Annotated in this window: 27 protein-coding genes and 1 riboswitch; of the genes, 24 read left to right on the plus strand and 3 right to left on the minus strand. The window is 46.1% G+C overall.

Features of this window, described 5'->3' with window-relative positions; translation table 11 throughout:
* Positions 1–172 precede the first annotated feature (172 nt).
* From hag to nikC, 23 genes are all read left to right on the plus strand, one after another.
* Entirely contained in the window at positions 173–997 is an 825-nt protein-coding gene (gene hag / locus ULO1_RS01230) for a flagellin Hag (RefSeq protein ID WP_079932771.1), read from the plus strand.
* A 77-nt stretch (positions 998–1074) separates the two neighbouring features.
* Positions 1075–2859 (plus strand): motility associated factor glycosyltransferase family protein, encoded by a 1785-nt coding sequence (locus ULO1_RS01235; protein ID WP_159446807.1) that lies wholly within the window; start codon positions 1075–1077, stop codon positions 2857–2859.
* Positions 2852–3190 carry a hypothetical protein gene (locus ULO1_RS01240; RefSeq protein WP_078665873.1) on the plus strand — a complete coding sequence of 113 codons (339 nt, stop codon included), beginning with the start codon at positions 2852–2854 and terminating at the stop codon, positions 3188–3190. The genes ULO1_RS01235 and ULO1_RS01240 overlap by 8 nt, the downstream gene beginning before the upstream one ends.
* Positions 3190–4494, plus strand: coding sequence for a motility associated factor glycosyltransferase family protein (locus ULO1_RS01245; RefSeq protein WP_079907186.1), 1305 nt, complete (start codon positions 3190–3192; stop codon positions 4492–4494). Before ULO1_RS01240 ends, ULO1_RS01245 begins: the two co-directional genes overlap by 1 nt.
* On the plus strand, positions 4487–5497 hold the full coding sequence (locus tag ULO1_RS01250; protein ID WP_078665880.1) for a UDP-N-acetylglucosamine 4,6-dehydratase family protein: 1011 nt from the start codon (positions 4487–4489) through the stop codon (positions 5495–5497). Before ULO1_RS01245 ends, ULO1_RS01250 begins: the two co-directional genes overlap by 8 nt.
* 19 nt (positions 5498–5516) lie before the next feature.
* Positions 5517–6551: an N-acetylneuraminate synthase gene (gene neuB / locus ULO1_RS01255; protein WP_174183002.1), complete on the plus strand. Its 1035-nt coding sequence runs from the start codon at positions 5517–5519 to the stop codon at positions 6549–6551.
* A 14-nt stretch (positions 6552–6565) separates the two neighbouring features.
* The gene (gene neuC, locus ULO1_RS01260; protein ID WP_242946635.1) at positions 6566–7696 is read left to right on the plus strand and encodes a UDP-N-acetylglucosamine 2-epimerase; all 1131 of its coding nucleotides are present in this window, start codon (positions 6566–6568) and stop codon (positions 7694–7696) included.
* A 14-nt stretch (positions 7697–7710) separates the two neighbouring features.
* The gene (locus ULO1_RS01265; protein WP_159446808.1) at positions 7711–8349 is read left to right on the plus strand and encodes an acetyltransferase; all 639 of its coding nucleotides are present in this window, start codon (positions 7711–7713) and stop codon (positions 8347–8349) included.
* A gap of 5 nt (positions 8350–8354) precedes the next feature.
* Positions 8355–9470, plus strand: a complete 1116-nt coding sequence (locus tag ULO1_RS01270; RefSeq protein WP_078665868.1) for a DegT/DnrJ/EryC1/StrS aminotransferase family protein — start codon at positions 8355–8357, stop codon at positions 9468–9470.
* A 92-nt stretch (positions 9471–9562) separates the two neighbouring features.
* On the plus strand, positions 9563–9904 hold the full coding sequence (locus ULO1_RS01275; protein ID WP_079932779.1) for a flagellar protein FlaG: 342 nt from the start codon (positions 9563–9565) through the stop codon (positions 9902–9904).
* Positions 9905–9924: 20 nt separating this feature from the next.
* Entirely contained in the window at positions 9925–11418 is a 1494-nt protein-coding gene (gene fliD / locus ULO1_RS01280) for a flagellar filament capping protein FliD (RefSeq protein WP_079932781.1), read from the plus strand.
* Positions 11419–11436: 18 nt separating this feature from the next.
* Entirely contained in the window at positions 11437–11853 is a 417-nt protein-coding gene (fliS, locus tag ULO1_RS01285; RefSeq protein ID WP_079932784.1) for a flagellar export chaperone FliS, read from the plus strand.
* Positions 11840–12190 (plus strand): hypothetical protein, encoded by a 351-nt coding sequence (locus ULO1_RS01290; RefSeq protein ID WP_079932787.1) that lies wholly within the window; start codon positions 11840–11842, stop codon positions 12188–12190. The genes fliS and ULO1_RS01290 overlap by 14 nt, the downstream gene beginning before the upstream one ends.
* 123 nt (positions 12191–12313) lie before the next feature.
* Positions 12314–12598, plus strand: coding sequence for a zinc-ribbon domain containing protein (locus ULO1_RS01295; RefSeq protein ID WP_078665863.1), 285 nt, complete (start codon positions 12314–12316; stop codon positions 12596–12598).
* Between the two features lie 264 nt (positions 12599–12862).
* The gene (locus tag ULO1_RS01300; RefSeq protein ID WP_078665862.1) at positions 12863–13447 is read left to right on the plus strand and encodes a DUF6305 family protein; all 585 of its coding nucleotides are present in this window, start codon (positions 12863–12865) and stop codon (positions 13445–13447) included.
* 12 nt (positions 13448–13459) lie between these two features.
* Positions 13460–14788, plus strand: a complete 1329-nt coding sequence (locus ULO1_RS01305; protein ID WP_079932790.1) for a HAMP domain-containing sensor histidine kinase — start codon at positions 13460–13462, stop codon at positions 14786–14788.
* Positions 14763–15374, plus strand: coding sequence for a two-component system response regulator (locus ULO1_RS01310; RefSeq protein ID WP_078665860.1), 612 nt, complete (start codon positions 14763–14765; stop codon positions 15372–15374). Before ULO1_RS01305 ends, ULO1_RS01310 begins: the two co-directional genes overlap by 26 nt.
* 44 nt (positions 15375–15418) lie before the next feature.
* On the plus strand, positions 15419–15811 hold the full coding sequence (locus ULO1_RS01315) for a nucleotidyltransferase family protein (protein ID WP_079932793.1): 393 nt from the start codon (positions 15419–15421) through the stop codon (positions 15809–15811).
* Between the two features lie 203 nt (positions 15812–16014).
* Positions 16015–17010 (plus strand): ABC transporter ATP-binding protein, encoded by a 996-nt coding sequence (locus ULO1_RS01320; protein ID WP_079932796.1) that lies wholly within the window; start codon positions 16015–16017, stop codon positions 17008–17010.
* A gap of 3 nt (positions 17011–17013) precedes the next feature.
* Positions 17014–17994: an ABC transporter ATP-binding protein gene (locus ULO1_RS01325; RefSeq protein WP_079907203.1), complete on the plus strand. Its 981-nt coding sequence runs from the start codon at positions 17014–17016 to the stop codon at positions 17992–17994.
* Between the two features lie 42 nt (positions 17995–18036).
* Positions 18037–19650, plus strand: coding sequence for an ABC transporter substrate-binding protein (locus ULO1_RS01330; RefSeq protein WP_079907265.1), 1614 nt, complete (start codon positions 18037–18039; stop codon positions 19648–19650).
* A 68-nt stretch (positions 19651–19718) separates the two neighbouring features.
* The gene (locus tag ULO1_RS01335; RefSeq protein ID WP_078665855.1) at positions 19719–20723 is read left to right on the plus strand and encodes an ABC transporter permease; all 1005 of its coding nucleotides are present in this window, start codon (positions 19719–19721) and stop codon (positions 20721–20723) included.
* Between the two features lie 11 nt (positions 20724–20734).
* Entirely contained in the window at positions 20735–21592 is an 858-nt protein-coding gene (gene nikC, locus ULO1_RS01340) for a nickel transporter permease (protein ID WP_079907206.1), read from the plus strand.
* 61 nt (positions 21593–21653) lie between these two features.
* On the opposite strand, the gene ULO1_RS01345 is transcribed toward nikC, so the two are convergent.
* Positions 21654–22325 carry a hypothetical protein gene (locus ULO1_RS01345; protein ID WP_078665853.1) on the minus strand — a complete coding sequence of 224 codons (672 nt, stop codon included), beginning with the start codon at positions 22323–22325 and terminating at the stop codon, positions 21654–21656.
* 68 nt (positions 22326–22393) lie between these two features.
* Positions 22394–22481: riboswitch (cyclic di-GMP riboswitch) on the minus strand.
* A 130-nt stretch (positions 22482–22611) separates the two neighbouring features.
* Here ULO1_RS01345 and ULO1_RS01350 point away from each other — a divergent pair.
* Positions 22612–23082: a peroxiredoxin gene (locus ULO1_RS01350; protein ID WP_078665852.1), complete on the plus strand. Its 471-nt coding sequence runs from the start codon at positions 22612–22614 to the stop codon at positions 23080–23082.
* On the opposite strand, the gene ULO1_RS01355 is transcribed toward ULO1_RS01350, so the two are convergent.
* Together ULO1_RS01355 and ULO1_RS01360 are read right to left on the minus strand one after the other, a co-directional pair.
* Positions 23071–24063 (minus strand): inorganic phosphate transporter, encoded by a 993-nt coding sequence (locus ULO1_RS01355; RefSeq protein ID WP_078665851.1) that lies wholly within the window; start codon positions 24061–24063, stop codon positions 23071–23073. The genes ULO1_RS01350 and ULO1_RS01355 overlap by 12 nt on opposite strands.
* Positions 24056–24682, minus strand: a complete 627-nt coding sequence (locus ULO1_RS01360) for a DUF47 domain-containing protein (RefSeq protein WP_159071972.1) — start codon at positions 24680–24682, stop codon at positions 24056–24058. Before ULO1_RS01360 ends, ULO1_RS01355 begins: the two co-directional genes overlap by 8 nt.
* Between the last annotated feature and the right edge of the window lie 87 nt (positions 24683–24769).

The raw sequence follows: 24769 nt of genomic DNA on the forward strand, positions 1-24769 counted from the left end.
TTTTTTATAAACAATCTAGAATGCATATATTTTCTGAAATACGATGTAAATAAAAATTATCATCTTACGATAATATTATTGAGCAAATCACCCACCGTCATAGCGGCCGGATGACGGCGGGAAAAATTTCGGCATGGATGCCGAAAAATAATATCAAGGAGGATGAAAAATTATGAGAATTAATCACAACATTGCATCTCTAAACACCTATCGGCAGTTGACTGCTAATACTGCTGCAGCTTCCAACTCGATCGCCAAACTTTCTTCCGGTCTGCGCATTAACAAAGCTGGAGATGATGCTGCTGGTCTTTCCATCTCCGAAAAAATGCGGGGTCAGATTCGGGGTCTGCAACAGGCTTCCCGGAACGCCCAGGATGGTATCTCCCTGATCCAGACTGCTGAAGGTGCTCTGAACGAGACCCATGCTATCTTGCAGCGGATGCGGGAACTGGCAGTACAGGGGGCCAATGATACCAACGTTACAGCAGACCGAAGCGCCATCAAGGATGAATTATTGCAACTGAAGCAGGAAATTGATCGTATTGCAGCTAATACTGAATTTAACACCCAAAAACTGCTCCAGAAGAATGACTCTTATATCTTCCAGGTAGGAGCCAATTCCGGACAAAATATCAAGCTAGTTATTAATGCAATGAATGCATCAGCGTTGGATGCTAATTTAACCCAGGCTAAAATCAGCGGTTTGTCTACTTACGGTAACTTTACTTCCTTTGTAACAGTAGTAAATAACGCCATTACCAAAGTATCTACCGAACGTTCCAAGCTGGGTGCCTATCAGAACCGGCTGGAACACACCATCAACAACCTGGATACCAGTGCTGAGAACCTGACAGCTGCTGAATCCCGGATCCGTGATGTAGATATGGCCAAGGAAATGATGGAATTCACCAAGAACAACATCTTGACTCAGGCTGCTCAGGCAATGCTGGCGCAGGCCAACCAGCAGCCGCAAGGGGTTCTGCAGTTACTCCGGTAATAAGTTTATGATTGATACTAAAATAGGCAGCCTTTACAGGTTGCCTATTTTAGTATTAGTTTTAAGGAGAAATGGAAATGGGAGAAATAATCAAACTAGAAAATAGTCAATTTAAAGAGTTTCAAATCAATATACTGAACAGTAAAAAAGGTCAACCTTATGTAATTGTCAATGGCTTGTTTTTGCACAGCCGCTATGATCCAATTAAAGAGGCTCAACGTTGGGCAGAAGTTCATTACCAAAAAAACCATTTACACATTTTATTCGGTTTTGGTGCAGGGTATTTTGCTCAAGAACTTTTGCGACACCTGGATGAAAATGATTTTTTGCTGATCATAGAACCTGTTGCTGAACTCTTTCTAGAAGCAGCTAAATTTATTGATTTACACCAGTTTTATGCGCATGAGCGCGTACTTATTTTGGTTGGATTTGAACGCATGGAAATTGAACGTCATTTGCGCTTTATAATTAATCTGCAATATGCAGGTCGAGTGGAAGTTTTATGTTCTCCCAATTATGACAAACTTTTGCCTGAGGAAAAAAATCAACTGGAAAAACTGGTTTTGGAAGTAAGCAAACTGGAACTGGTAAATTTGAATACTATCAAGTATTTTGCCCAAACCTGGCAGGATAATTTTTTGTCTAATCTCTATTTTTCCTGGGAATCAATACCTTTTCGGCGTTTGGCAGGAAAACTGGATTGCCCTGTGGTAATTGCTGCGTCAGGGCCATCTTTAAATAAACAGCTCGAATTATTAAAGAAAATTAAAGATCAAGCATTAATTATAGCTGCAGGGTCAACCATTAATCCTCTGTTAAGCGGGGGAGTTAAACCCCATCTGGTAGTAACCATTGATGGCAGCACAGCTAACCTGAAACATTTTGAAGGGATAGAAATTGATGATATTCCCTTATATTATGCTTTGATTGTGCATAAAGAGATTCCGGCAAAACACAGGGGTATAAAAGTGGTTTTTAATAGCGATAACCAGCAACTGGCAGAATGGGCTGACCAGGTTTATGGAGAGCCTCTGGGCTATATCAGAGGCGGTCCTTCAGTAGCCAATTTTTGTTTTGACCTGGCCAGACAGATTAGTTCGGGGCCGATTTGTTTTATTGGCCAGGACCTGGCCTATACAGGCAATAAATCCCATGCAGAAGGAAACAAATATTTTAAAGAAGTACAGCTGGAACCGGAAAAAGTGGATGGTAAAAAATATTTGCGTACTAAAGGTTTTTATGGAGAAGAAGTTATTACCGATTATCCTTTTCTCAACATGAAGAAACAATTTGAAGACCAGCTGCTGACCATGCGAAAAGTCTACGGGGACCTGCGACCGGTTTATAATGCTACTGAAGGTGGAGTTTACATCGAAGGAATGGAACACATTAGTTTTAGAGAGTTTATCGAACGCTATTGTAACCGGGATGTCCGTGCTCACCTGGCCAGTCTCTATTTGCAAGATATTGAACCGGAACAGGTTAGGGACAGGATTGAGAAAAGTTACGAGGAGGAAATGGTTAAACTAAAACAAGTAGAGCGATTATGTCATAAGGCACTTGACTTATTAAAGGGGGTTTCCCGGCAAACTGAACATGTTAATGCCAAAATTCTGACTAAATTGGATAAAATAGATGAGGAATTGAATGAGTTGTTAAAGAGTAATTTAGTACATTTTGCCATTATGCCGGAAATTTTCCGCATCAATCATCTCTATCTGGAACCAGCCAGGGAAACGGCTGTGGAACGGACTAAGAGAATTCTGGATAAATCAGAGGCTCTTTACCGTTCCATCAATAAGGCTGTTATTTATGTTACTGAGATTATTGAAAAACTAAGAGAGGATAATGCAGATGAATAAAGAAGATTTACTAAATGAAACCATGGCCAGTTTGGCGGAATATCTGCCCAAATTGATTGCAGGTTGTCAAAAAATTGCCGAGCAATTTCATACTGCTGATGAAGCCAGTGCCATGCAATTACTGCCGGCAGCCATTGAAGGATTAGAGTGGGTTATCACTGCTGTAAGTGAATTGCAAAAATTTGGCCTTTTAACAGAGATTGATCCAAGCAAATTAACTATGCATTTTTCGGAACTGGAGTCAGCTCTCGCTAACCGCGATTATATTCTGCTGGGCGATCTGCTGGAATATGAGATTGTACCAGTCCTGGAAGAGTGGTTGGATAATTAATGAGCATTACCTGGGAGAAAATTATAAGCAGAACTGGTTTGCCGACGGTAAAAATCAGAGAGGGAAATAAGGAAATCTATTTACACAGTAAATACGACCCTTTACGTGAAGCCGAGCAGTGGGTTAAAGGCTGGACAGAGATGATGACCGGTCACCCTCAGGCCCTGGTGGTAATCGGGCTGGGGCTGGGTTATCATGTCCATATTCTGGCTGAACAATACCCCGATTTTCCTATAACAGTATGGGAATTTAACCCGCACTTCTATAATTGGATAAAAGAACAACACCTGCTCAGACTGTCCGAGAGAGTTAAAATCTATTGCAGTGAAAATATAGAAGAAATAAAGAATATATTATTACCTTTGCTTCTGGCTCCTGAAAATATGGTTTTTATTCACAATCATTCTCTGGCCCTGATGTCTGAGGCTCTGTCACCAGTTAAAAAAGTCCTGGAAAGTTATCTTTTACAACAGAGAGCTTATAAAAATCAGAAAAAGTTACTTGAAGAAAATTTTGCTCACAATCTTACTTTAAACGATCCTGGTCTTACAGCTTGCAATAAATTCATCAACGGCAGCCCTGTTCTTCTGGTCTCGGCAGGACCGTCTCTAACCAAACAACTCTCGATTTTAAAAGAAATTGCTGCAGAAGGCTCTATTAAAATTGCGACAGTGGGTACAGCCCTGAAGCCCCTGGTTAAGGCAGGTATAATACCGGACCTGGTAATGATTTCTGACCCCAATGAAAAAATTAGTGAACAATTTAATGTAGAAATTAATTTACCACTTCCACCTTTGTTTTATCTTTCAACGGCAAATCATTCTGTAGTGGCCAGTTATCAGGGGCCAAGGTATATTGTCTGGCAAAAAGGGTTTGTACCTGCGGAACTGGAAGCAGAGAAACGCAATCAACCCCTTATTTTAACCGGTGGCTCAGTAGCTACCTGTTTACTGGATCTACTGGTGAAATTGGGTGCATCCTCTGTTGGCCTGGTTGGACAGGACCTGGCTTATACAGACGGTTACAGTCATGCAGCAGATACGGTGGCGGCACGGCAGATAATCGCGGATCATAGCTTACTCTGGGTAGATGGTTATGATCAGCGGGGTAAGGTACCTACTTCCCTCAATTTGTTTTCTTACCTCAAATGGTTTGAGAATTATGCCCTTATGTTTCCTGGAAAGGAATTACTCTGGAACTGTACGGAAGGCGGAGCATATATTCCTGGTTGGCGGCATGAACCACTGGCGAGTTACTGGCGTTTTGCCTTAAGGAGGCGGCAAGAGGATGGAAGAGATTTATAAAGGAAAACGCATCCTGGTGACCGGGGGAACAGGCACGATTGGCAGTGAACTGGTCAGGCAGCTTTTGCAATTTCAGCCTGAAGTTATTCGCCTTTATAGTCGGGATGAATCGAAACAGTTTGAACTACAACATGAGTTTCGTTCACATACCAATATCCGCTATTTACTGGGGGATATCAGGGACAAGGAAAGACTCAAACGGGCTATGGAAGGGATTGATGTTGTTTTTCATGCGGCGGCTCTGAAACATGTTCCTGCCTGTGAGTATAATCCCTTTGAGGCAGTTAAGACCAATGTCCTTGGTACCCAGAATATTATTGAATGTGCTCTTGATGAAGAAGTGGAACGGGTAATTGCCATCAGTACAGACAAGGTAGCTAATCCTACCAATACCATGGGGGCAACCAAACTATTAGCAGAGAAACTCATGGCTGCTGCCAATTACTATAAAGGAGCCAGGAAAACTGTTTTTGCCTGTGTGCGTTTTGGCAATGTTATGGGGTCCAGGGGGTCAGTCATTCCTTTGTTTATCCAACAGGTTGCCCGGGGTGGACCTTTAACTATAACTGATCCGGAGATGACCAGGTTTATGATGTCCATTCCCGAGGCAGTGGCACTGGTCCTGAAAGCAGGAGAAATCGCTCGGGGCGGGGAGACCTTTATTCTGAAAATGCCAGCTTTAAGGCTGGGAGATCTGGCGGAAGTGATAATCGAAGAGGTTGCGCCAAAACATAATTATACAGCCAGGGATATCAGAATCGAGGTTATTGGTTTGCGAGCTGGAGAAAAACCCCATGAAGAATTGATGACAGCTGATGAGGCTACACGGGCAGTGGAACTACCCGGTATGTTTGTTATTTACCCCAGTATCGATCCGGCCAGTTATAATACCGAAGGTCAGTATCAGGCCTATCGTTCCGATGCCGGACCCTTGCTGACTAAAACAGAGATTAAAGAAATGTTATATCGATTAGGTTTACTGTACAAACGGGCGACTGACTGAGAGTCAGGAGGAAATGCGCATGATTGTATTAAAGGATAGGCAAATTGGGCCCGAACAGCCAGTTTTTATCATTGCTGAAGCAGGGGTTAATCACAATGGAGACCTGCAATTAGCGAAAAAAATGATAGATGTGGCAGCTGCAGCAGGGGCTGATGCTATCAAATTTCAAACTTTTAAAGCAGAGAAACTGGTGACCAGAAATGCGCCAAAAGCAGATTACCAGAAGAAATCTACTGAAACCGGGGAATCCCAGTTTGCTATGTTAAAAAAACTTGAGTTAAGTGAACAGGACCATTATGAGCTGTTTGCCTACTGTCAGGCTAAGGGAATCCGTTTCATGTCTACACCTTTTGATGAAGAGAGTTTGTTATTTCTACATTCGTTAGGGGTGGAGTTGTTTAAGATCAGTTCCGGAGATTTGAATAACCAGCCTTTTTTGCATAAAATCAACTCCCTTGGCAAACCCGTTATTTTATCTACGGGGATGGCTAATTTATCAGAAATAACCGAAGCGGTTCAAATACTTTCCAACTGCCCTCTTGTTTTATTGCATTGCACAACTGCTTATCCAACTCCTGTAGAAATAGTAAATTTGCGAGCGATCAACTTACTACAAGAAAAGTTTGGGCCGATGGTAGGATATTCCGACCATACACTGGGGACGGAAGTAGCAGTAGCTGCAGTTGCCCTGGGAGCGATCGTTATCGAAAAGCATTTTACTCTGGACAAAAACCTGCCGGGCCCAGACCAGCAGGCTTCCCTCAATCCCGAGGAATTAACTTTAATGGTACGGCAAATCAGAAATGTAGAAAAAGCACTGGGCAACAAAAGGAAGGAATGTACAGAAATAGAGACGGCCAATAAACTTGTAGCACGAAAGAGTATCGTTTCCAGTCAGTTTATTCCCAGCGGGGTGACTATTCGAGAAGATATGATTGCTATTAAGAGACCGGGTACTGGGATTGAACCAGGGTTATATAGCAAGGTCATTGGCAGAAAGGCAAAAGTGGATATTGCACCCGATCAGCCATTGACCTGGGATATGCTCGAATGATTTTGAGGTGAATTATGAGGAAAATTGCTGTAATTACCGGCACCAGAGCCGATTATGGTATTTATAAACCGATTTTGACAGCTATCAGCCAGCACCAGGAATTAAGTTTGCAGTTAATAGTAACAGGTATGCATTTGCACACCCGTTTTGGGCGGACTATTGAACAAATCAGGCAAGATGGTTTTGCCATAGCAGCGGAAGTACCCATTCTCTCTGAAACGGACGGTCCAGACGAGATGGCAAAGGCTATTGGTCGGGCGATTCTGGGGTTGACAGAAGCAATAGGTCAGCTTGAACCTGATTTGGGACTGGTACTGGGGGACAGGGGGGAAATGCTGGCTGCAGCCATTGTTTTTTCTCACCTGGGTATTCCTGTTGTCCACTTACATGGTGGAGAAGTTTCAGGAACGATCGATGAGTCGGTCCGTCATGCAATTACCAAACTGGCCCATATTCACTTTCCTGCCACTGAAAGCAGCAGAGAAAGACTGATTAAAATGGGGGAAAAACCGGAAAATATCTATGTCGTCGGAGCAGCCGGGTTGGATTATATTATCAATAAACAATATACCGCCAGAGAAATTCTCGTACAAAAATATCGGATCGATGAGAAAAGGCCTTTGCTACTGGTTTTACAGCATCCGGTCAACTGGGAATATACTGAGGCAGGCTGGCAAATGGAACAGACAATGCGGGCGCTGGAACGGCTACAGTTGCCAACTATTCTCATCCATCCCAATTCCGATGCCGGGCACCTGCGGATGCTGGAAATAATTAGGCAATACCAAAATAGGGCCTGGCTGCAAACCTTTCCCAGCATCCCTTCTGCCGATTTTCTGGGTTTAATGCAGATTGCTGCTGTGTTGATAGGAAATTCCAGCAGTGGAATTATTGAGGCCCCCAGCTGCGGTTTACCGGTTATAAATATTGGATCTCGTCAAGCTGGTAGAGAGAGAGCAACGAATGTGATTGATGTCGATTATAATGAGGAAATGATTTATGCTGCTATTATAAAAGCACTTAAAGATGGGCGTCGAACTTATGATAATCCATATGGAGATGGTAAAACCGGCCCAAGAGTTGCAGATTTACTGGCCAGAATTGAGATAAATCGGGATTTATTAAATAAACAGATAGCCTATTAATGGTGGGGGTTAAAATGGCTAAGTTGATTATTGTAGGAGCTGGTGGGCATGGGCGGGTGGTGCTGGATATAGTTTTAGCACAATCCCAGTGGGAGGATATTGTTTTTGTAGACCAGAATCCGCAATTGTTCGGGCAAAAAATAAAAAATATACCTGTCATAGGTAATATCGAAAAATTGCTGGGATTAAAGGAGGCTGGCTATACAGACTGTATAATTGCTATCGGAGACAATCAGGCGCGGGCGCAAATGGCTGAACAAGCAAAAAAAGCTGGACTGAAATTCATCAATGCCATTCACCCATCAGCCCTGATTAGTGTTACTGTCAGAATGGGGGTCAATAATGTAATTGCAGCTGGCAGTATTGTTAACACCGATGTGCAAATTGGTTCCAATGTAATAATCAACACTGGAGCCATAGTTGAACATGATAATATAATTGAAGATAATGTACATATTTCGCCCGGTGCTAGATTGGCTGGTAAAGTCCAGGTTGGCCGGGGTGCCCATGTTGGTATTGGTGCTACCGTTATTCAAAACATAAAAATTGGGGCAGAGGCGGTGATAGGAGCTGGTGCTGTGGTGATTTCCGATGTTCTGCCCAGATCTACGGTAGTGGGGGTTCCGGCCAGACAGCTTGAGAAACGGAGGTAAACTAGATGAAGATACCGCTTTCAGCTCCGGATATAACGGAGAGGGAAATAGACATGGTTGTGGAGGTTTTACGCTCAGGGCAATTAGCTTTAGGGCCCAGGATGATTGAATTTGAAACCCGGATGGCAGAATATACAGGCGTAAAACACGCCATCGCTGTTAACAGTGGTACTAGTGGCTTGCATTTGGCAGTTAGAGCATTGGGGATCCAGGAAGGGGATGAGGTAATTACTACCCCTTTTAGTTTTGTTGCCAGTGCCAACTGCCTGTTATTTGAGCGCGCTCGCCCTGTGTTTGTGGATATTGAACCTGAGACATATAATCTGGACCCAAACAAGATTGAAGCTGCCATAACTGAAAAAACCAGGGCTATTTTACCGGTCCATGTTTTTGGACAGTGTTGTGAAATGGATAGAATCCGAGAGATCGCTGCCAAATACAATCTCACGATTATTGAGGATGCCTGTGAGGCAATAGGAGCCGAATATAAAGGCAGAAAAGCAGGAAGCTTTGGGGAAGCAGCGGTATTTGCTTTCTATCCCAACAAACAGATGACCACCGGTGAGGGTGGGATTATCGTAACAGACAGGGATGATATTGCCGAACTTTGCCGTTCTATGCGCAATCAGGGCCGGGGTAAAGAGGGACGCTGGCTGATACATGAACGATTGGGCTATAATTACAGAATGGATGAGATGAGCTGTGCCCTGGGTTTAGCTCAGTTGAGCCGGATTGAGGAGATTATGGCCAAGAGGGAAAAAGTAGCACAGGAATATAATATGCGATTAAAAGAGCTGGATGAAATCAAGATACCTGAAGTAAAACCGGAAAATAAAATAAGCTGGTTTGTTTATGTGATTACATTAGCGGAAAATATTAACCGGGAGTTATTTATGCATGAATTGCAAGCCGAAGGGGTTGCCTGCCGGGCTTATTTTGAACCCATACATTTACAACCTTTTTATTGTGAGACATTTGGATACCGCAAAGGGGATTTTCCTGTATGTGAAAAAATAGCCAGCAAAACTGTAGCCCTACCTTTTCATAATAATTTATCTGAAACTGAAATCGATTATGTAGTCAATGTTATAAAAAAAGCCATTAGAACAGCTAAAAAATAATGAGAATAAGAGTTATTTAAGCCAGATGGCATTTGTTTTTTTTGGGTTGTTTACGATAATAAATTTAAGGATAATTGTGCGGAGGGATTATCATGAAGATTGATAATCGGGTGGTTAATAATGTTAATAATATTGAGCCAGCCAGGATTAATAAAGAAGCGAAGTTGCCGGAAGAAAGTCAACAGCAGACTGATATGAAGATTGAAAACCAGGAGCAAATGTTGCAGCTGGTTATAGAAAAGGCAAATAAAGTTTTGGAAGGATCAGAAAGACATTTTGAATATGAAGTACACAAACCGACTAATCAAGTGGTCATTTCGGTGATTGATGATAAAACAAAAGAAGTTATACGGGAGATTCCACCCAAAAAATTACTGGACATCATCGCAAAACTCTGGGAGCTAGCCGGAATTATTGTAGACAAAAAGGCCTGATTTGAAAGTGGGTGAATACCATGAGCGGTAACTTGCGGATTGGAGGTCTGGCTACAGGCCTGGATACAGATCAAATCATCAAAGATTTAATGAAAGCAGAACGAATACCAGTCGATAAATTAAAACAGCAGAAACAGATTATCGAATGGAAAAAAGAAGATTATCGCAGTTTGAATTCGGCACTGGCTGCATTACGTAATGAAGTTTTTAACCTGAAACTGGAAGGGACTTTTCGGGCCAAAAAAGCAACATCTGCAGATGAAAAGGTCGTTCAAGCCTATGCCAGTTCAGCAGCAGTTGTAGGTAATTATAAAGTGACTGTGCATAGTTTGGCCCAGGGAGCAAGCAAATCATCAACAGCGGCACTGGGGGTTGCGACTAATCCCAGTCAGAGTCTGACAGCGGTTAATTTAACTTTTCGATTAAATGGTAAAGATATTACAATTAATGCCGGTGATAATATTAATCAAGTTGTGAGCAAAATTAATGCTGCGGGAGCAGGGGTTAATGCTTCTTATGACACTACAACAGACAGACTTTATTTGGTAACTACTGCTATTGGAGCGACAGCACAAATCGATTTTTCCGGTACAGTAGCAGGCAGTGACGGTGCCAATTTTTTAACCAATACTTTAAAACTCAATGTATCCCTTGATGCTGCAAATAATGATACAACGAAAGTCATAGGGAAAAATGCGATAATTGATTTTAATGATGCAACCAATTTAACCTTTGGCAGCAATCAGGTTACAATCGCTGGTATAACCTTAGATTTAAAAAGCGAATCTGCTACACCGGTTAATATTAGTGTTAATGCTGATGTGGATTCGGTAGTAGCCAAAATAAAAAGTTTTGTTGACAAATACAATGAAACTATTGAGCTTTTTAACAAAAAGTTTTCGGAAGAGCGTTATAAGGATTACCTGCCTTTGACTGACGAACAGCGGCAACAGCTCTCCGAAACTATGCAACAAAAATGGGAAGAAAAAGCCCGAAGCGGCTTGCTGAAAGGAGATAGTTTAATAAGTTCTGCGCTGGGTGGGATGAGGAGTGTGTTAAGCAGTATTATCCAGGGCCTACCCAGTAGTTTCAACCAGTTATCCCAGATTGGTATTACTACTGGCTTATATCAGGAAAATGGCAAACTTTATTTGAACGAGTCGAAATTAAGAGAAAAACTGAATACCAACCCTGATGATGTGATGAACATTTTCCGTAAGGATAGTACAGTAATAGCGGAAAAAGGGATAGCCATACGTTTATATGATGAGATCAGCAACCAAATCAACAAATTTTCAGCTAAAGCGGGGTCAATTTACACATATAGTTTGGTTGATAATAGCACCCTTGGAAAAGAACTTAAAGAAATTAATAACAGAATTAGCGCAGCAGAAGATCGTTTAAAAGAAAAAGAAGACCGCTACTATCGACAATTTGCAGCTTTAGAGCGGGCTATTAACATGATGAACGCACAAAGCAGCTGGTTAGCTTCCCAGTTTGGTGGCGGAAAATAGAAAGCGGGGGATTAAGTAATGACAGTAACCAATCCGTATCAACAATATCTTGATAACCAAATAAACACGGCAACCCCGGAAAAACTCCTTTTAATGCTTCTGGATGGTGGGATCAGGTTCTGTCAAAAAGCTGTTCAGGCAATAGAGCAGAAGGATATCAGTGAAGCTCATACCAACCTGGTAAAGGCCCAAAATATAGTCCTGGAACTACTGGCAACCCTGGACAGGAGTTATCCCATTGCGGAAAATTTAGCAGCTCTTTACGATTATATGAATCGTCGTTTAATTGAAGCCAATATTAAAAAAGATGCAACTATCATTAATGAGGTTACTGGTTTTTTCAAAGAACTGAAAGAGGCTTTTGCCCAGGCTGCCCTGATTGCAAAAAACAACAATAACAGCATGGTCCGAGGTGGCCTGAATGTGGCAAAATGAGATAGAACGGGTGCTGATCCGTCTCCTCGATTTAACAGAAGAGATCATCACTCTATTGTTGAATAAAGAAATAGATAAACTGGAAGGCTTATTGACGGAGCGCGGAGATTTATTGCAATGGCTAGGAAATGTCCAAGAAAATAATATTTCTGCTTACAGCGATCTCATGACCACAATCAGAGAGAAAGATCAGGCGATGCTGGAGCTGGCTTTAAAGACAAAAGAGGAACTGGCCAGTCAGATAAAATTTCAGCAACAGGCCCGAAAAGCTGTCTGGACTTATGAAGCGGATAATAATTTCATTCTCGATGCCATTTTCTTTGACCGCAAAAAATAATTCCTCTTTCCTCTTGCACTTTCATCAATTACCAGCTATAATAAGATTATACCTTTGCTTGAGTAATAGCCATATTACCTGGGCGAAGGGAATAATACCTATTCAGGAAAGAGGGATTTCTACATGTACCAAGACAAGACTCTCGTGTGTAAAGACTGTGGGCAGGAATTCGTTTTCACCGCTGGTGAACAACAATTCTATGCCGAAAAGGGTTTCGAAAACGAACCCCAGCGCTGCCGTTCCTGCCGGAACGCTCGCAAAAACAACCGGACCGAAAGACCTCAGCGGGAAACCTATGCTGCTGTTTGCGCTGAGTGCGGTGCCGAAACTCAAGTTCCCTTCATGCCCAGAGAAGATCGTCCTGTCTATTGCCGTGACTGCTACTCTGCCAAGCGGGCTGCTCTGTAAGTAGCGCCTGTGCTGTTACAATAAACGGGATAACAAGGGAAGAACGACCCGGAGTTTTAGCTCCGGGTTTTTTCTTTCGACAGAATTTTTGTAGCGAAAAAGTTGTCCTAAAAGTTTTCCACAGAAAAAAGGTTTGAAATAACAGTTATCCACTGACTTATCCACATTATCCACAGGTTTTTATTCACAACCGGGCAGGAAGAGACCAGTCGATAGCGAAAGAAGAATAATAATGTCATTAAAAATGTCGAAAGAGGTTTTAAGATGTCAGCAAAGGTTACTTACTGGAAAAAGTGGATGGTAGTTTTCTTTTTACTTTGCTTTTATGTCCTGGCTGGCTTGTTTTTCTGGTCGGAAAAAGGAATATCTGCGCCTGAAGCAACAGAAATTCCCCATTTACCGGTGCCCATTGCCAGGGAACCGGTACTGGTAACCGGCCTGGGACAGGGGCCAGGCGGAGTAATAATCAACCGCCTTACATCTGTCTTGAATATTGACCATACCTTTCGATATAAAGCGGAATACAGGGATTTAACCGGTTATAAAACCCTGATCGTTGTTATTGATTACAATGTTCACAGCATGAAGGCGGCTTATACGGACTGGCAGGAAGAGAGGCAGCGGGTTTTGAATCTGGTGGCGGTGGCCAGAGGGCAGGGGATGAGGATAATTGGAGTTTTGTGCCAGCCGGGGCCGGATTTAACCGCCATCTGGCCCTATCTTGATTATTTGCTGGTTATTGAAATAACACCCGGGCAAGATTGGCAACTGGAAACCTATCAAGGACTTTTAAGCCGGGTATCCAGTTTTGAACAGGCCAAAATTCCTCTCAATGCAGTTTTTCGCTAAGGAGGCAAACTGATGGCGAAAAAGATTCTGGTGATATGCTTTTTAATGCTTGCCCTGGTAGGACCGCCTCTGTTTCAACCTCTGGCAGAGCTGGCAGTGAACTATTATGAAAAGGCCGGGATAAGCGGAGAGGGTATGGTGCTACTGGGGCTGGCTTATGGCTTTTTATATTACTTTCTGCTGGACCTGGTACCTATGCTCTTGTCCTTTACCCTCTGGAAATTAAGCTGGCCCCTGGGGAAAAAGGTGGCGGCCATAGTGGCGTTCCTGGCCTTTATAGGGGCGGAAAGCTATGCTTATTTTTTAGGGGGTGAGACTCCACCCTGGTTTTTAACCCTGGCCATCTGGTTCTGGAGTTTTGCACTGGTCATGGTAATAACTATGGCAAATTATAAACCGCCTTTAACGGTATTATTTTTGATGCCGTTAAGTTTAGCTACCATGGAATGGCTGCGCTTTTGGCCCCTCTGGCCGCAGGGGCAGTTAGCCTACGCCCTGGCCGAGGTAAGCAGTTTTCTGGGTGATGCCACAGCCATCAGCCTGATTCTGGTGAGTCTGGCCATATTGACTGCATTGCTGACCATAGTGGCCACCCAGTTACAGGCTATGTACTATCATAGTTATAAGGCCGCTGTTCAATCAGGGGAAGAACGCTTACGCTGGCTGGAATTGCGCAATTTACAGGAAATGCACACTCTTGTGCATGACCTCAAGACACCCTTGACTACTATTGCTGGCCTGAATTCTCTGGTGGGTCTTCTAACGGTACAGGAACAAATCCGGGAGTACAGTGAAAAAATCGCCCAGGCGGTGGATAATGCCAGTGCCATGGTTTCGGAAATCCTGGCAGAGGCTAAAAGAACCAGGATTTCCGTCGGAGATCTGGTCAATTACATCAGGGCCCATGTATTGCCCCGTTATACCGGGCAGACGGTGATTTTTGATATCCAGGGAGCAGAGCGGGAATTAGCGATTAACCATATTCGCATCACCCGGGCCTTGATCAATATCCTGGAAAATGCCTTTGAAGCAACTGCCCATCAGCCGGATGCCCGGATTAAGTTCAGCACCAGAGGGCATGACGGTTGGGTGGAATTTATTATCGAAGATAACGGTCCGGGCATGGAACCGGAACAGCTGGAAAAGATCTGGGAGTGGGGGTTTTCCACCAAAAAACAGCCATCGGGGTTAGGGTTGTTTTTTGTCAAACAGGTGATAACTCAACATCAGGGGAAAATTGAGATCAGCTCAACAAGAGGTCAGGGGACAAGGATAAAAATATTGCTACCGGAAGAGCGGGAAGGAGGTAGTTTGCTTGGCCAAAATCCTGATTATCGATGATGATGCCGCTATTCGCTATACTGTCGGGGAAATTTGCAAATTTGCCGGCTGGGAAGCGATAGAAGCGGAAAATGGGGCTCGCGGGCTGGAGCTGTTCACCCGCCATCATCCGGATCTGGTGCTGGTGGATTACCACATGCCGGCCTTAGATGGCCTGGAAACCGTTGAGCGTTTGCGGGAACTGGATAGCCATACACCGATTATTGTCCTTACAGTGGACGAACGGCAGGAAATCTGTGATGCCTTTCTGGCTGCAGGGGCCAGCGATTTTGCCTTAAAGCCTATTAAAGCCCCGGACTTGATTGCCCGTTTGCGGGTTCACTTGCAGTATGGTCAACTGCGGCGGGAACAGGTTTCAGATTTACCAAAAGGCATGAGTGCCAAAACCCTGGAATCCATTGCTGCTTTTCTGCGCCAGCAAACCGAACCTCTGACCATTGAGGAGATTCAGGCCGGGGTGGAGCTGGCCTATCCCACTGTCCATCGCTATCTCATGTATCTGGTGCAGGAAGGGAAAGTGGTCATTTGCTGTGATTACGGTCGGGTAGGACGGCCCAAAAACAAGTATATTTGGCAAAAGGATTAAAACATGGCATAATATTAGTACAGCCATCTTCTGGAGATGATTTTATGCCAGAGCGAGTATTTTTGCCCAATTGGGATGAATTGAGAGCGAGAGAGCAGAAGAAAATCGAAGAGTTGCAGCAACTGGGCTGGCAGAAAGCACGAATTATTGCCGATTATTTAAAACAACAATGGCAGGTAGAAAAAGTCTGGTTGATCGGCTCACTGGCTCAGGGGAGATTTGGTGTCAATTCGGATCTGGATCTGGTAATTAGTGGATTTAAAGATCAGCAACGATATTTCAAGGTCCTGGATGATTGCCTGAGACTGGCAGATCCTTTCAGTGTAGATCTTTTATTAGCGGAGGAACTGCCTCCCGGCTGGGAGAAAAACCTTTATTATTCATCATACTTATGGCTTTCAACTGGTCTGGAGTCGTATGGAACCATTGGTCAATGAGTTACCGGAAGTATACCAGGAAGCTAAAAAACAAATTAATGCCTTTATTCAGTATTTCAGTAAGCCTGGCAATTAGTTCAGGCTTTTTTCTTTTCTGAGATAAATATGAGAAAAAATAGCAAAGTATTTATATTTATGCCATAATAGCAGCAAAGAAACAAAGGTGTAATAGAGCAGAAAGATTGAATACAGGAGCGGCGAAAATGAAGACAGAGGAAATTTTGCTGGAAATCAAGGATTTGCGCACATATTTCTACACTCCGGAAGGGGTGGTCAAGGCGGTAGACGGGGTCAATCTCAGGCTCAACAAGGGCGAGACCCTGGGGGTAGTGGGAGAATCAGGTTCCGGAAAATCCATTACCGCTATGTCGATCCTGGGGCTAATCCCCAAACCGCCGGGTAAAATCGAGGGCGGGGAGATCTGGTTCAATGGCGAAAACCTGCTCACCAAATCGGAAAAAGAGCTCAGGGCCATTCGGGGTAATGATATTGCTTTCATTTTCCAGGACCCGATGACCAGCCTCAATCCCCTGCTGACGGTAGGGGAACAGATTGCAGAAGCTATTCGTTTACATCAAGGGCTGGGTCGCAAGGAGGCCTGGGCGAAAACAGTGAAGATGCTGGAACTGGTGGGTATTCCGGAAGCGGAACGCCGGGCTCAGAGTTATCCCCACCAGTTCAGTGGCGGGATGCGGCAGCGGGCCATGATCGCCATGGCGCTTAGCTGTAATCCTAAACTGCTGATTGCTGATGAACCTACTACGGCCCTGGATGTAACCATCCAGGCCCAGATTCTGGACTTGATGCAAAAACTGAAAGAGGACTTCCATACCTCTATCCTGCTTATCACCCATGACCTGGGGGTGGTGGCGGAGATGTGTGATGATGTCCTGGTGATGTATGCCGGGCGGCCGGTAGAATATGCCCCTGCTGAGGTTCTGTTTGCCGAACCGAAACATCCCTATACCTGGGGCTTGCTGGGCTCTTTGCCAGACCTGGAGGCCGAGGAGAAAAAGCCGCTGGAGCCCATTGAAGGCGGACCGCCGGATTTGCGCAATCTGCCAGAAGGATGCGCTTTTGCTCCTCGTTGTAAGCACAAAAGCTCCCTCTGTGAGAAGAAAAGGCCGCAGTACAGGGAACTGGCACCGGGCCACCTGGTAGCCTGTCATCTCTATGCCGAGGAAAAAACGGAGGTTTAAGCCATGACCCAGCCATTACTGGAAGTAATCGATTTGCAAAAACATTTTCCCATTACTAAAGGTTTTATCCGGCAGAAACAGGTGGGGGCGGTGAAGGCGGTAGATGGTGTTTCCTTCAGTGTGGCCAGAGGGGAAACCCTGGGTTTAGTAGGGGAATCGGGTTGTGGCAAATCCACTACCGGGCGTTGTGTTTTGCGGTTATTAGAGCCCACAGGCGGGAAAGTGTTGTTTGAGGGTCAGGACCTGCTGGGACTGAGCCGGGAAGAAATGCGGCAAAAACGCCGGGAAATGCAGCTGATCTTCCAGGATCCATATGCAAGCTTGAACCCGCGCCTGACGGTAGGGGAGATTATCGCTGAGCCCCTGCTGGTTCACGGGCTGGCCGATCGTAGAGAGGCGGCCCGGGAAGTCAAGAGGCTGCTGGATGTCGTGGGATTGCCCCATTACCATGCCGAGCGTTTCCCCCATGAGTTTTCCGGCGGGCAGAGACAGCGTATCGGTATCGCCCGGGCCCTGGCTGTTAAGCCCAAACTGGTTGTTTGCGATGAGCCGGTATCAGCCCTGGATGTATCCGTGCAGGCTCAAGTAGTTAACCTGCTGGAACAATTGCAAAAAGAGTTTGGCCTGACCTATATCTTCATTGCCCATGACCTGAGTGTGGTAAAACACATCAGTCACCGGGTGGCAGTAATGTATCTGGGCCGGATTGTGGAAATAGCTTCAGCCGGGGAGCTATACCGCAATCCAATGCATCCTTACACCCGGGCCCTGCTTTCCGCCATTCCCTTACCTAAACCGGGCCGCAAGGCGGAACGCATTATCCTGCAAGGGGACGTGCCCAGTCCGGTCAACCCGCCAGCGGGGTGCAATTTCCATACCCGTTGCCCGCTGGCCAGAAAGAGCTGCCGGCAGGAGGTACCACGTTTGCAGGAAGTGGGACAGGGACATCAGGTTGCCTGTCCGGTAGTAGTGGGCAGTCATTGAGGTCAGGCAAATATCAATATGAGGAGGTTGAGAGTTGTGAAAATGCGGAAACTGTGGTCCCTGGCCCTGGCTGGTGTGCTGGCTTTAAGTACTCTGCTCAGCGGCTGCGGTGGCGGCAAAAGCGCCGACAACGGCGGCAAACCGGCAGGGGAAGAGAAGAAAGAAAAAACCTTCATCTTCGCCAAGTCCGGTGACCCCGTCGGTCTGGACCCCATCAATGTTACCGATGGTGAATCCATCTATGTTACCCAGCAAATTTTTGACACTCTGGTAGAATACAAGCAGGATAGCACTGAGATCCAACCGGCACTGGCCGAGTCCTGGGAAGCTTCCAAGGATGGGCTGGAATGGACTTTCAAACTGCGTCAGGGAGTTAAGTTCCATGATGGTACGCCCTTCAATGCCGAAGCTGTCAAATTCAATTTCGATCGCTGGCGCGACAAGAACAATCCCTATCACCAGGGAGATTTCGAATACTATGCCGCTATGTTTGGCGGTTTCCCCGGCATCATCAAGGAAGTTAAAGCTGTAGATGAGTATACCGTCAAGTTCATTCTGGAAAAACCCAATGCTCCTTTCCTGGCCAACCTGGCTATGGCTGCTTTCGGTATTTCCAGCCCGGATGCCATCAAGAAATACGGTCAGGACTACTTCAAAAACCCGGTGGGCACCGGTCCCTTTAAGTTCGTGGAATGGAAAAAGGATGACAAAGTAGTCCTGGTTAAGAATGAAGAATACTGGGGCGAAAAAGCTAAAGTTGACAAGGTTATCTTTCGCACCATCCCTGATAACAGTGCCCGGCTGATGGAACTGAAAGCTGGCACTATTGATGCTATGATCGGGGTGAACCCCGATGATGTAGAAGGAATCAAGAATGATCCCAATCTGCAGTTATTGCTGCGTCCTTCTATGAACGTAGGCTATCTGGCCATGAACACCGAGAAAAAGCCTTTTGATAACGTAAAAGTACGCCAGGCTATTAACCATGCCATCAACAAGCAGGCTTTGATCGATGCCTTCTATGCTGGTCTGGCCAAGCCGGCCAAGAACCCCTTGCCGCCTTCTCTCTGGGGTTACAATGATGAAGTGAAGGACTATGAGTATGATCCGGCTAAGGCCAAAGCTCTGCTGGCTGAAGCAGGTTTCCCCAATGGCTTCAAGACCAGGCTCTGGGCCATGCCGGTCGCCCGGCCCTATATGCCGCAGCCCAAGCAAATTGCTGAAGCCATTCAGAAGGATCTGGCGGCTGTGGGCATTCAGGCTGAAATCGTAACCTTTGACTGGGGTACTTATCTCCAGAAAGGGGAAAACGGGGAACACGAACTCTATCTCCTGGGCTGGACCGGGGATAATGGTGACCCCGACAACTTCCTCTATGTTCTGCTGGACAAGGACAACACTACCAAAGGTTCTGCTTCAAATGTTGCTTTCTACAAGAATGACAAGGTTCATGACCTGCTGATTAAAGCCCAGCAGGAATCCGACCAGAACAAGCGGGCTGAGCTGTACAAGCAGGCTCAGGTGCTGATTAAAGCGGATGCTCCCTGGGTACCGCTGGTTCATTCCACCCCGCCGGTTGCGGCCAGGAAAAATATCAAGGGCTGGGTACCTCATCCCACTGGTAGTGAATGCTTTAACACCATTGACAAAGAGTAAGCTGGTAAAGACAGAGGAGAGGCCGGTTGCGGCCGGCCTCTTGCTCTCTCTTTCAGGGAGGAAAATTCATGGCACAATATATTGTTCGTCGCTTGCTCCAGATTATTCCCGTCTTTTTTGGTGTAACCCTGCTGGCTTTTTCCTTAATCCATTTTATTCCCGGGGACCCGGCCCAGATCATGCTGGGCGAACGGGCTACACCCGAGGCGCTAAAAGAACTGCGAGAACAATTGGGTTTAAATGACCCTTTATATATTCAATACGGCCGTTTTTTAAGCCACATTCTGACTGGAGATCTGGGCCGTTCCATAGTTACCAATGAACAGGTAAGCAAGGAACTGGCTACTTTTTTCCCGGCCACCCTGGAACTGACTCTGGCGGCCATGCTGGTGGCGGTGATCGTCGGTCTGACTGCGGGTATAATTGCGGCAGTGAAACAATACTCTTTTTTTGATAATATCTCCATGGTAGGAGCTTTGTTCGGGGTTTCTATGCCCATCTTCTGGTTAGGTCTGATGCTGATCTACCTCTTTGCCCAGACTTTAGGCTGGTTCCCTCCTTCCGGACGCCTGAGCACTGAATATACTGTTCCAGTGATTACCGGCTTAATTACTGTGGACGCCTTGCTCAGCGGGGATATGGCTGCTTTTAGGGATGCCCTCTGGCACCTGGCCTTGCCGGCGCTGGCTCTGGGCACTATCCCCATGGCTATCATTGCCCGCATGACCCGCTCCAGCATGCTGGAAGTGTTGCGGCAGGATTATATTCGCACCGCCCGGGCCAAAGGGCTGGCGGAGTGGCTGATTGTGCTCAAGCACGCCCTGCGCAATGCCTTCCTGCCCGTTTTAACGGTAATCGGCTTGCAGTTTGGTTCCTTGCTGGGTGGAGCTGTAATGACGGAAACCATCTTCTCCTGGCCGGGAATTGGCCGCTATATCTATGCTGCCATAATGGCCAGGGATTTTCCGGTGGTGCAGAGCAGTATTGTTTTTATAGCCATGCTGTTTGTGTTAATCAATCTTCTGGTCGACCTGCTTTATACCTATATTGATCCCCGCATTCGTTACAGTTAAGGAGGAGCGCCATGAGCCAGAACAAAGGAGGACTATGGGCTGACGCCTGGCGTCGGCTAAAGCGGAATAAAGTTGCCCTGCTGGGTGCGCTGATTGTGGCTATCTTGCTGTTTACTGCTCTGGCTGCCCCGCTCATCGCTCCTTATGACCCCGTTCATGATGGGAGCTTGAAGGAGCGCTTGCAACCACCCAGCGCCAAGCACTGGCTGGGAACGGACAAGCTGGGCCGGGATATTTTTAGCAGGATTGTTTATGGTGCCCGCATCTCTGTTGAAGTGGGGGTTATTTCTGTAGGCATCGCTTTGATAGTAGGCACCCTGATGGGGGCGTTGGGCGGCTATTATGGCGGCTGGCTGGATTCCATCCTGATGCGTATTGTTGATATAATGCTGGCATTTCCCAGTGTCCTGCTGGCAATCGCTATCATGGCAGTGCTGGGGCCCAGTCTGGAAAATGCCATGGTGGCCATCGGACTGGTGAATGTGCCAACCTTTGCCCGGGTGGTACGGTCTACTGTTCTGGCGGTGAAAGCCACTGAATATATCGAGGCGGCCAAAGCTATCGGGGCCAGGGATGCTCGCATTATTTTCCGCCATATTTTGCCCAACTGCATTGCGCCCATTATTGTAACAGCTACCCTGGGCATCGGTACAGCTATTCTCGATGCCGCCGGCCTCAGCTTTCTGGGCCTGGGGGCTCAGCCACCTACACCGGAATGGGGGGCGATGCTGGCCGATACCCGGGATCTCTTGCTTAAAGCGCCCTGGGTGGCCATATTCCCCGGGATTGCCATTATGCTGAATGTACTGGGCTTTAATCTGCTGGGAGACGGTTTGCGGGACGCCCTGGATCCCAGGTTGAAACAGTAAAACGCATTGCCCGGTGGAGGTTAAATAACAAAGCCGCAGGCTTTGCCTGCGGCTTGGATTTTTACTGGGTAATGGAGGCATTAACAGTTGTAGTAGCCTGAGCAGTTTGATTCAAAGCTGAGGTAGCGGCAGCCAGTTCAGCTTCCAACTTTTTGATTTTAGCTTGTAATTCAGCGATTTTACGTTTGGCTTTTTCCGCTTTGGCTTTGGCTTTCAGTTCCTGTTTCAGTTTCTTTTCCTGGGCTTTTAATTGAGCCAGTTCCCGCTTGTCTTTTTTCTGTTCTTTCTTAATTTCATTTTCCCGTTTGACAATTTCCTTTTTCAGCATCCTGGCCAGCTCATTGATCCGGTGAATGCGTTTCACATAGGTCTTACTGTCTTTAGTTTTCTTGAAATCAGCCACTGCATCTTTTTTCAGACTATTGATAGCCTGGGCCAGAACCCGGATATCTTTTTTGCTGGTGATCAGCTTGTTCAGCTCAGCCTTGAGTGCTGTATCGGTCGGATTGTCCAGCAGCTTAACCAGCACCGCTTTTACCTGCAGAACCTGCTGCTCAAAAGGATTGACCTGGGTAGTAGTAGTGGTATTGCCATAGGTGTCGGAAGTAACAGTGGTCTGGGTTGTAGCATCAGTGGTAGTGGTGGTTTCCCCTTCAGCAAAAACAGCGGAAACAGGACCAAGAGCCAGGATTGCGGCAACAAAAGTGGCCAGGAATTTGTGTTTGATAGTCATAAGACATACCTCCTTTTAATGCTCAAAATTTTACCTCCTGCCAGAGCAGGAGGTAAATCGCCTCGCACTCGGGCAGCTGGCTGGCCTGGCAACGGAGTTGCGGTAGCCCCTTTAGCTTTGCGTCACCACCTTTCGATGGTTTTGCCTTTTTCCTTTTCGCTATATTATACGAACAGGCAATCATTTTTGGGGGGACCTAAGAAGTTTTTCTAAAAAATTTTTTTCGACAACAAAACAGGAAATCCTGCTCCAATGGGGAAAATAAGTAGCAGAGGAGGTTGAGAATATGGTAGAGATCGGCTTCAAGGCCCCTGATTTTACCCTGCCCGCTACCGGGGGACAGGAAATCACTTTATCCCAATTAGCTGGCAAAAAGGTTGTTCTTTATTTTTATCCTAAAGATAATACTCCTGGTTGAACCAATGAAGCGGTCGATTTTAATGACCGGATGGAGCAGTTTGCTGCCATCAATACCGTTATTCTCGGAGTAAGCCGGGATTCCATAGCCAGTCATGAGAAATTTGCGGCCAAACTGGGTCTGAAATTTCCTCTGCTCAGTGATAGTAACGGGGAAGTATGTCAGTTGTATGAGGTATTAAAAGAAAAGAATATGTATGGCAAGAAAAGCATGGGGATTGAAAGATCCACTTTCCTGATCGATGCCGATGGTGTTATCCGACAGATCTGGCGCAAAGTCAAGGTAGCCGGCCATGCCGAAGCTGTCCTGGCTGCAGCCAGGGAGCTATCAGAGCAATAATTCCAGGGCTAGATAGACCCCGGCTCCGATCAGGCTGGTAGCTGGCAAAGTGAGAAACCAGGCGGTAATAATCTGTCGGGCCACCCCCCATTTTACCCCGCGAAAGTTTTTGGCTGTGCCCACTCCCATGAGTGCGGAAGCGACTACATGAGTAGTGCTGACGGGTAGGCCAAAGCGGGAAGCCAGCAATATTACCAGGGAAGAGCTAATATCCGAGGCAAAACCATTTATGGGTTCAATTTTAAAAATCCGCCCGCCCATGGTGCGGATTATTTTTTTCCCCCCTGTAGCGGTACCCAGGGCCAGGGCACTGGCGCAGGCAACTACTACCCAGAAGGGAACATGAAAAGTATCAATCATACCGGCGCTGACGAGAGCCATAGTGATCAGGCCCATGGACTTCTGGGCATCATTGGAGCCATGGGAATAGGCAGTCAGCGCTGCTGAAAGGATCTGTAAGCGACGAAAAACATTATTGGTCTGATGGGGATGAGAAAAGCGGAAGAGCCAGAAAAAACCCACCATTACCAGATAGCCCACCACCAGACCCAGAATAGGGGATAAGATCAGGGACAGGATGATTTTACTCAGGCCTGTCCACTTGATGAGCGCAAAACCGTGCTGGGCAGCGGCAGCTCCTACCAGGCCGCCGATGAGGGCATGGGAAGAACTGCTGGGAATGCCATAGTACCAGGTAAACAGGTTCCAGAAAATAGCAGCTGAGAGGGCGCCGATTAAAACCGTCTGGGTTATGGCTGCTGGGTCCACAATTCCTTTTCCGATGGTAGCTGCCACAGCGGTATGGGTTACCGCTCCTAGAAAATCAAAAGCGGCAGCCAGGAGAATTGCCTGCCGGGGGCTGAGGGCCCGGGTGGCAATGGAAGTGGCAACAGCATTGGCGGTATCATGGAAGCCATTTAAGTAGTCAAACAACAAAGCAAGGATAACAACGATAATGACCAAAGCGGTGAGACTAAGCATATTTTAGCACTACTCCCTCTAATAAATCTGCCATATCATCACAGAAGTCCAGCATTTCTTCCATATATTCATACAGGTCTTTCCACTTGATGATTTCCAACGGACTGCAATCCAGGGCAAAAAGCTGGGCCAGGCCGGTGCGGTAGATATTATCTCCCTGGCTTTCCAGCTCATTGATAGTCTGACAGAGCTTCTGGATTGCTTCCGGCCGGGAAGTCAGTTCCGGCAAGAGCTTTATGGCTTTGGCTAGAGCCAGACTGGCTTCAAAGGCAACCCCGGCCAGCTCCTGACCGGTCCGGGTAGTCTGTTCCACTTTATAGAGTCCCAGTTTTACGCAGGTGCCGTGCAGGTAATCGACCACGTGCTCTAACCCCTGGGTGAGCCGGAAAAGCTCATCCCGGTCGATGGGAGTAATAAAAGTACGATTGATTTCTTTCTTTAATTCTTTGGCAATCTGATCGCTTTTTTCTTCAACTTGATCCAGCTGCCGCATTAGCTGCTCAGAGTGTTGCTGTTCTTGCATGATGGCGCGAAAATGACGGGCAGCTTCTTCCAGGCACTGGGCCAGCTCACCTAACAAGCGGTAGAAAATATCATTTTTTGGTTTTATACTAAACATCTCGGGGCCTCCTTTAACTGTACTAATAAAGATTGTAACTGTCCCCATCTGCTGCGTCAACAAGACTCGACAAAATAACAGTTGCTT

Source organism: Carboxydocella sp. ULO1 (assembly GCF_002049255.1).
Classification (GTDB): Bacteria; Bacillota.

Bases quoted from the DNA above. Each gene is read 5' to 3' on its own strand.
- hag (WP_079932771.1), top strand. From the start codon at position 173: ATGAGAATTAATCACAACATTGCATCTCTAAACACCTATCGGCAGTTG.
- ULO1_RS01235 (WP_159446807.1), top strand. From the start codon at position 1,075: ATGGGAGAAATAATCAAACTAGAAAATAGTCAATTTAAAGAGTTTCAA.
- ULO1_RS01240 (WP_078665873.1), top strand. From the start codon at position 2,852: ATGAATAAAGAAGATTTACTAAATGAAACCATGGCCAGTTTGGCGGAA.
- ULO1_RS01245 (WP_079907186.1), top strand. From the start codon at position 3,190: ATGAGCATTACCTGGGAGAAAATTATAAGCAGAACTGGTTTGCCGACG.
- neuB (WP_174183002.1), top strand. From the start codon at position 5,517: ATGATTGTATTAAAGGATAGGCAAATTGGGCCCGAACAGCCAGTTTTT.
- neuC (WP_242946635.1), top strand. From the start codon at position 6,566: ATGAGGAAAATTGCTGTAATTACCGGCACCAGAGCCGATTATGGTATT.
- ULO1_RS01265 (WP_159446808.1), top strand. From the start codon at position 7,711: ATGGCTAAGTTGATTATTGTAGGAGCTGGTGGGCATGGGCGGGTGGTG.
- ULO1_RS01270 (WP_078665868.1), top strand. From the start codon at position 8,355: ATGAAGATACCGCTTTCAGCTCCGGATATAACGGAGAGGGAAATAGAC.
- ULO1_RS01275 (WP_079932779.1), top strand. From the start codon at position 9,563: ATGAAGATTGATAATCGGGTGGTTAATAATGTTAATAATATTGAGCCA.
- fliD (WP_079932781.1), top strand. From the start codon at position 9,925: ATGAGCGGTAACTTGCGGATTGGAGGTCTGGCTACAGGCCTGGATACA.
- fliS (WP_079932784.1), top strand. From the start codon at position 11,437: ATGACAGTAACCAATCCGTATCAACAATATCTTGATAACCAAATAAAC.
- ULO1_RS01290 (WP_079932787.1), top strand. From the start codon at position 11,840: ATGTGGCAAAATGAGATAGAACGGGTGCTGATCCGTCTCCTCGATTTA.
- ULO1_RS01295 (WP_078665863.1), top strand. From the start codon at position 12,314: ATGTACCAAGACAAGACTCTCGTGTGTAAAGACTGTGGGCAGGAATTC.
- ULO1_RS01300 (WP_078665862.1), top strand. From the start codon at position 12,863: ATGTCAGCAAAGGTTACTTACTGGAAAAAGTGGATGGTAGTTTTCTTT.
- ULO1_RS01305 (WP_079932790.1), top strand. From the start codon at position 13,460: ATGGCGAAAAAGATTCTGGTGATATGCTTTTTAATGCTTGCCCTGGTA.
- ULO1_RS01315 (WP_079932793.1), top strand. From the start codon at position 15,419: ATGCCAGAGCGAGTATTTTTGCCCAATTGGGATGAATTGAGAGCGAGA.
- ULO1_RS01320 (WP_079932796.1), top strand. From the start codon at position 16,015: ATGAAGACAGAGGAAATTTTGCTGGAAATCAAGGATTTGCGCACATAT.
- ULO1_RS01325 (WP_079907203.1), top strand. From the start codon at position 17,014: ATGACCCAGCCATTACTGGAAGTAATCGATTTGCAAAAACATTTTCCC.
- ULO1_RS01330 (WP_079907265.1), top strand. From the start codon at position 18,037: ATGCGGAAACTGTGGTCCCTGGCCCTGGCTGGTGTGCTGGCTTTAAGT.
- ULO1_RS01335 (WP_078665855.1), top strand. From the start codon at position 19,719: ATGGCACAATATATTGTTCGTCGCTTGCTCCAGATTATTCCCGTCTTT.
- nikC (WP_079907206.1), top strand. From the start codon at position 20,735: ATGAGCCAGAACAAAGGAGGACTATGGGCTGACGCCTGGCGTCGGCTA.
- ULO1_RS01345 (WP_078665853.1), bottom strand. From the start codon at position 22,325: ATGACTATCAAACACAAATTCCTGGCCACTTTTGTTGCCGCAATCCTG.
- ULO1_RS01355 (WP_078665851.1), bottom strand. From the start codon at position 24,063: ATGCTTAGTCTCACCGCTTTGGTCATTATCGTTGTTATCCTTGCTTTG.
- ULO1_RS01360 (WP_159071972.1), bottom strand. From the start codon at position 24,682: ATGTTTAGTATAAAACCAAAAAATGATATTTTCTACCGCTTGTTAGGT.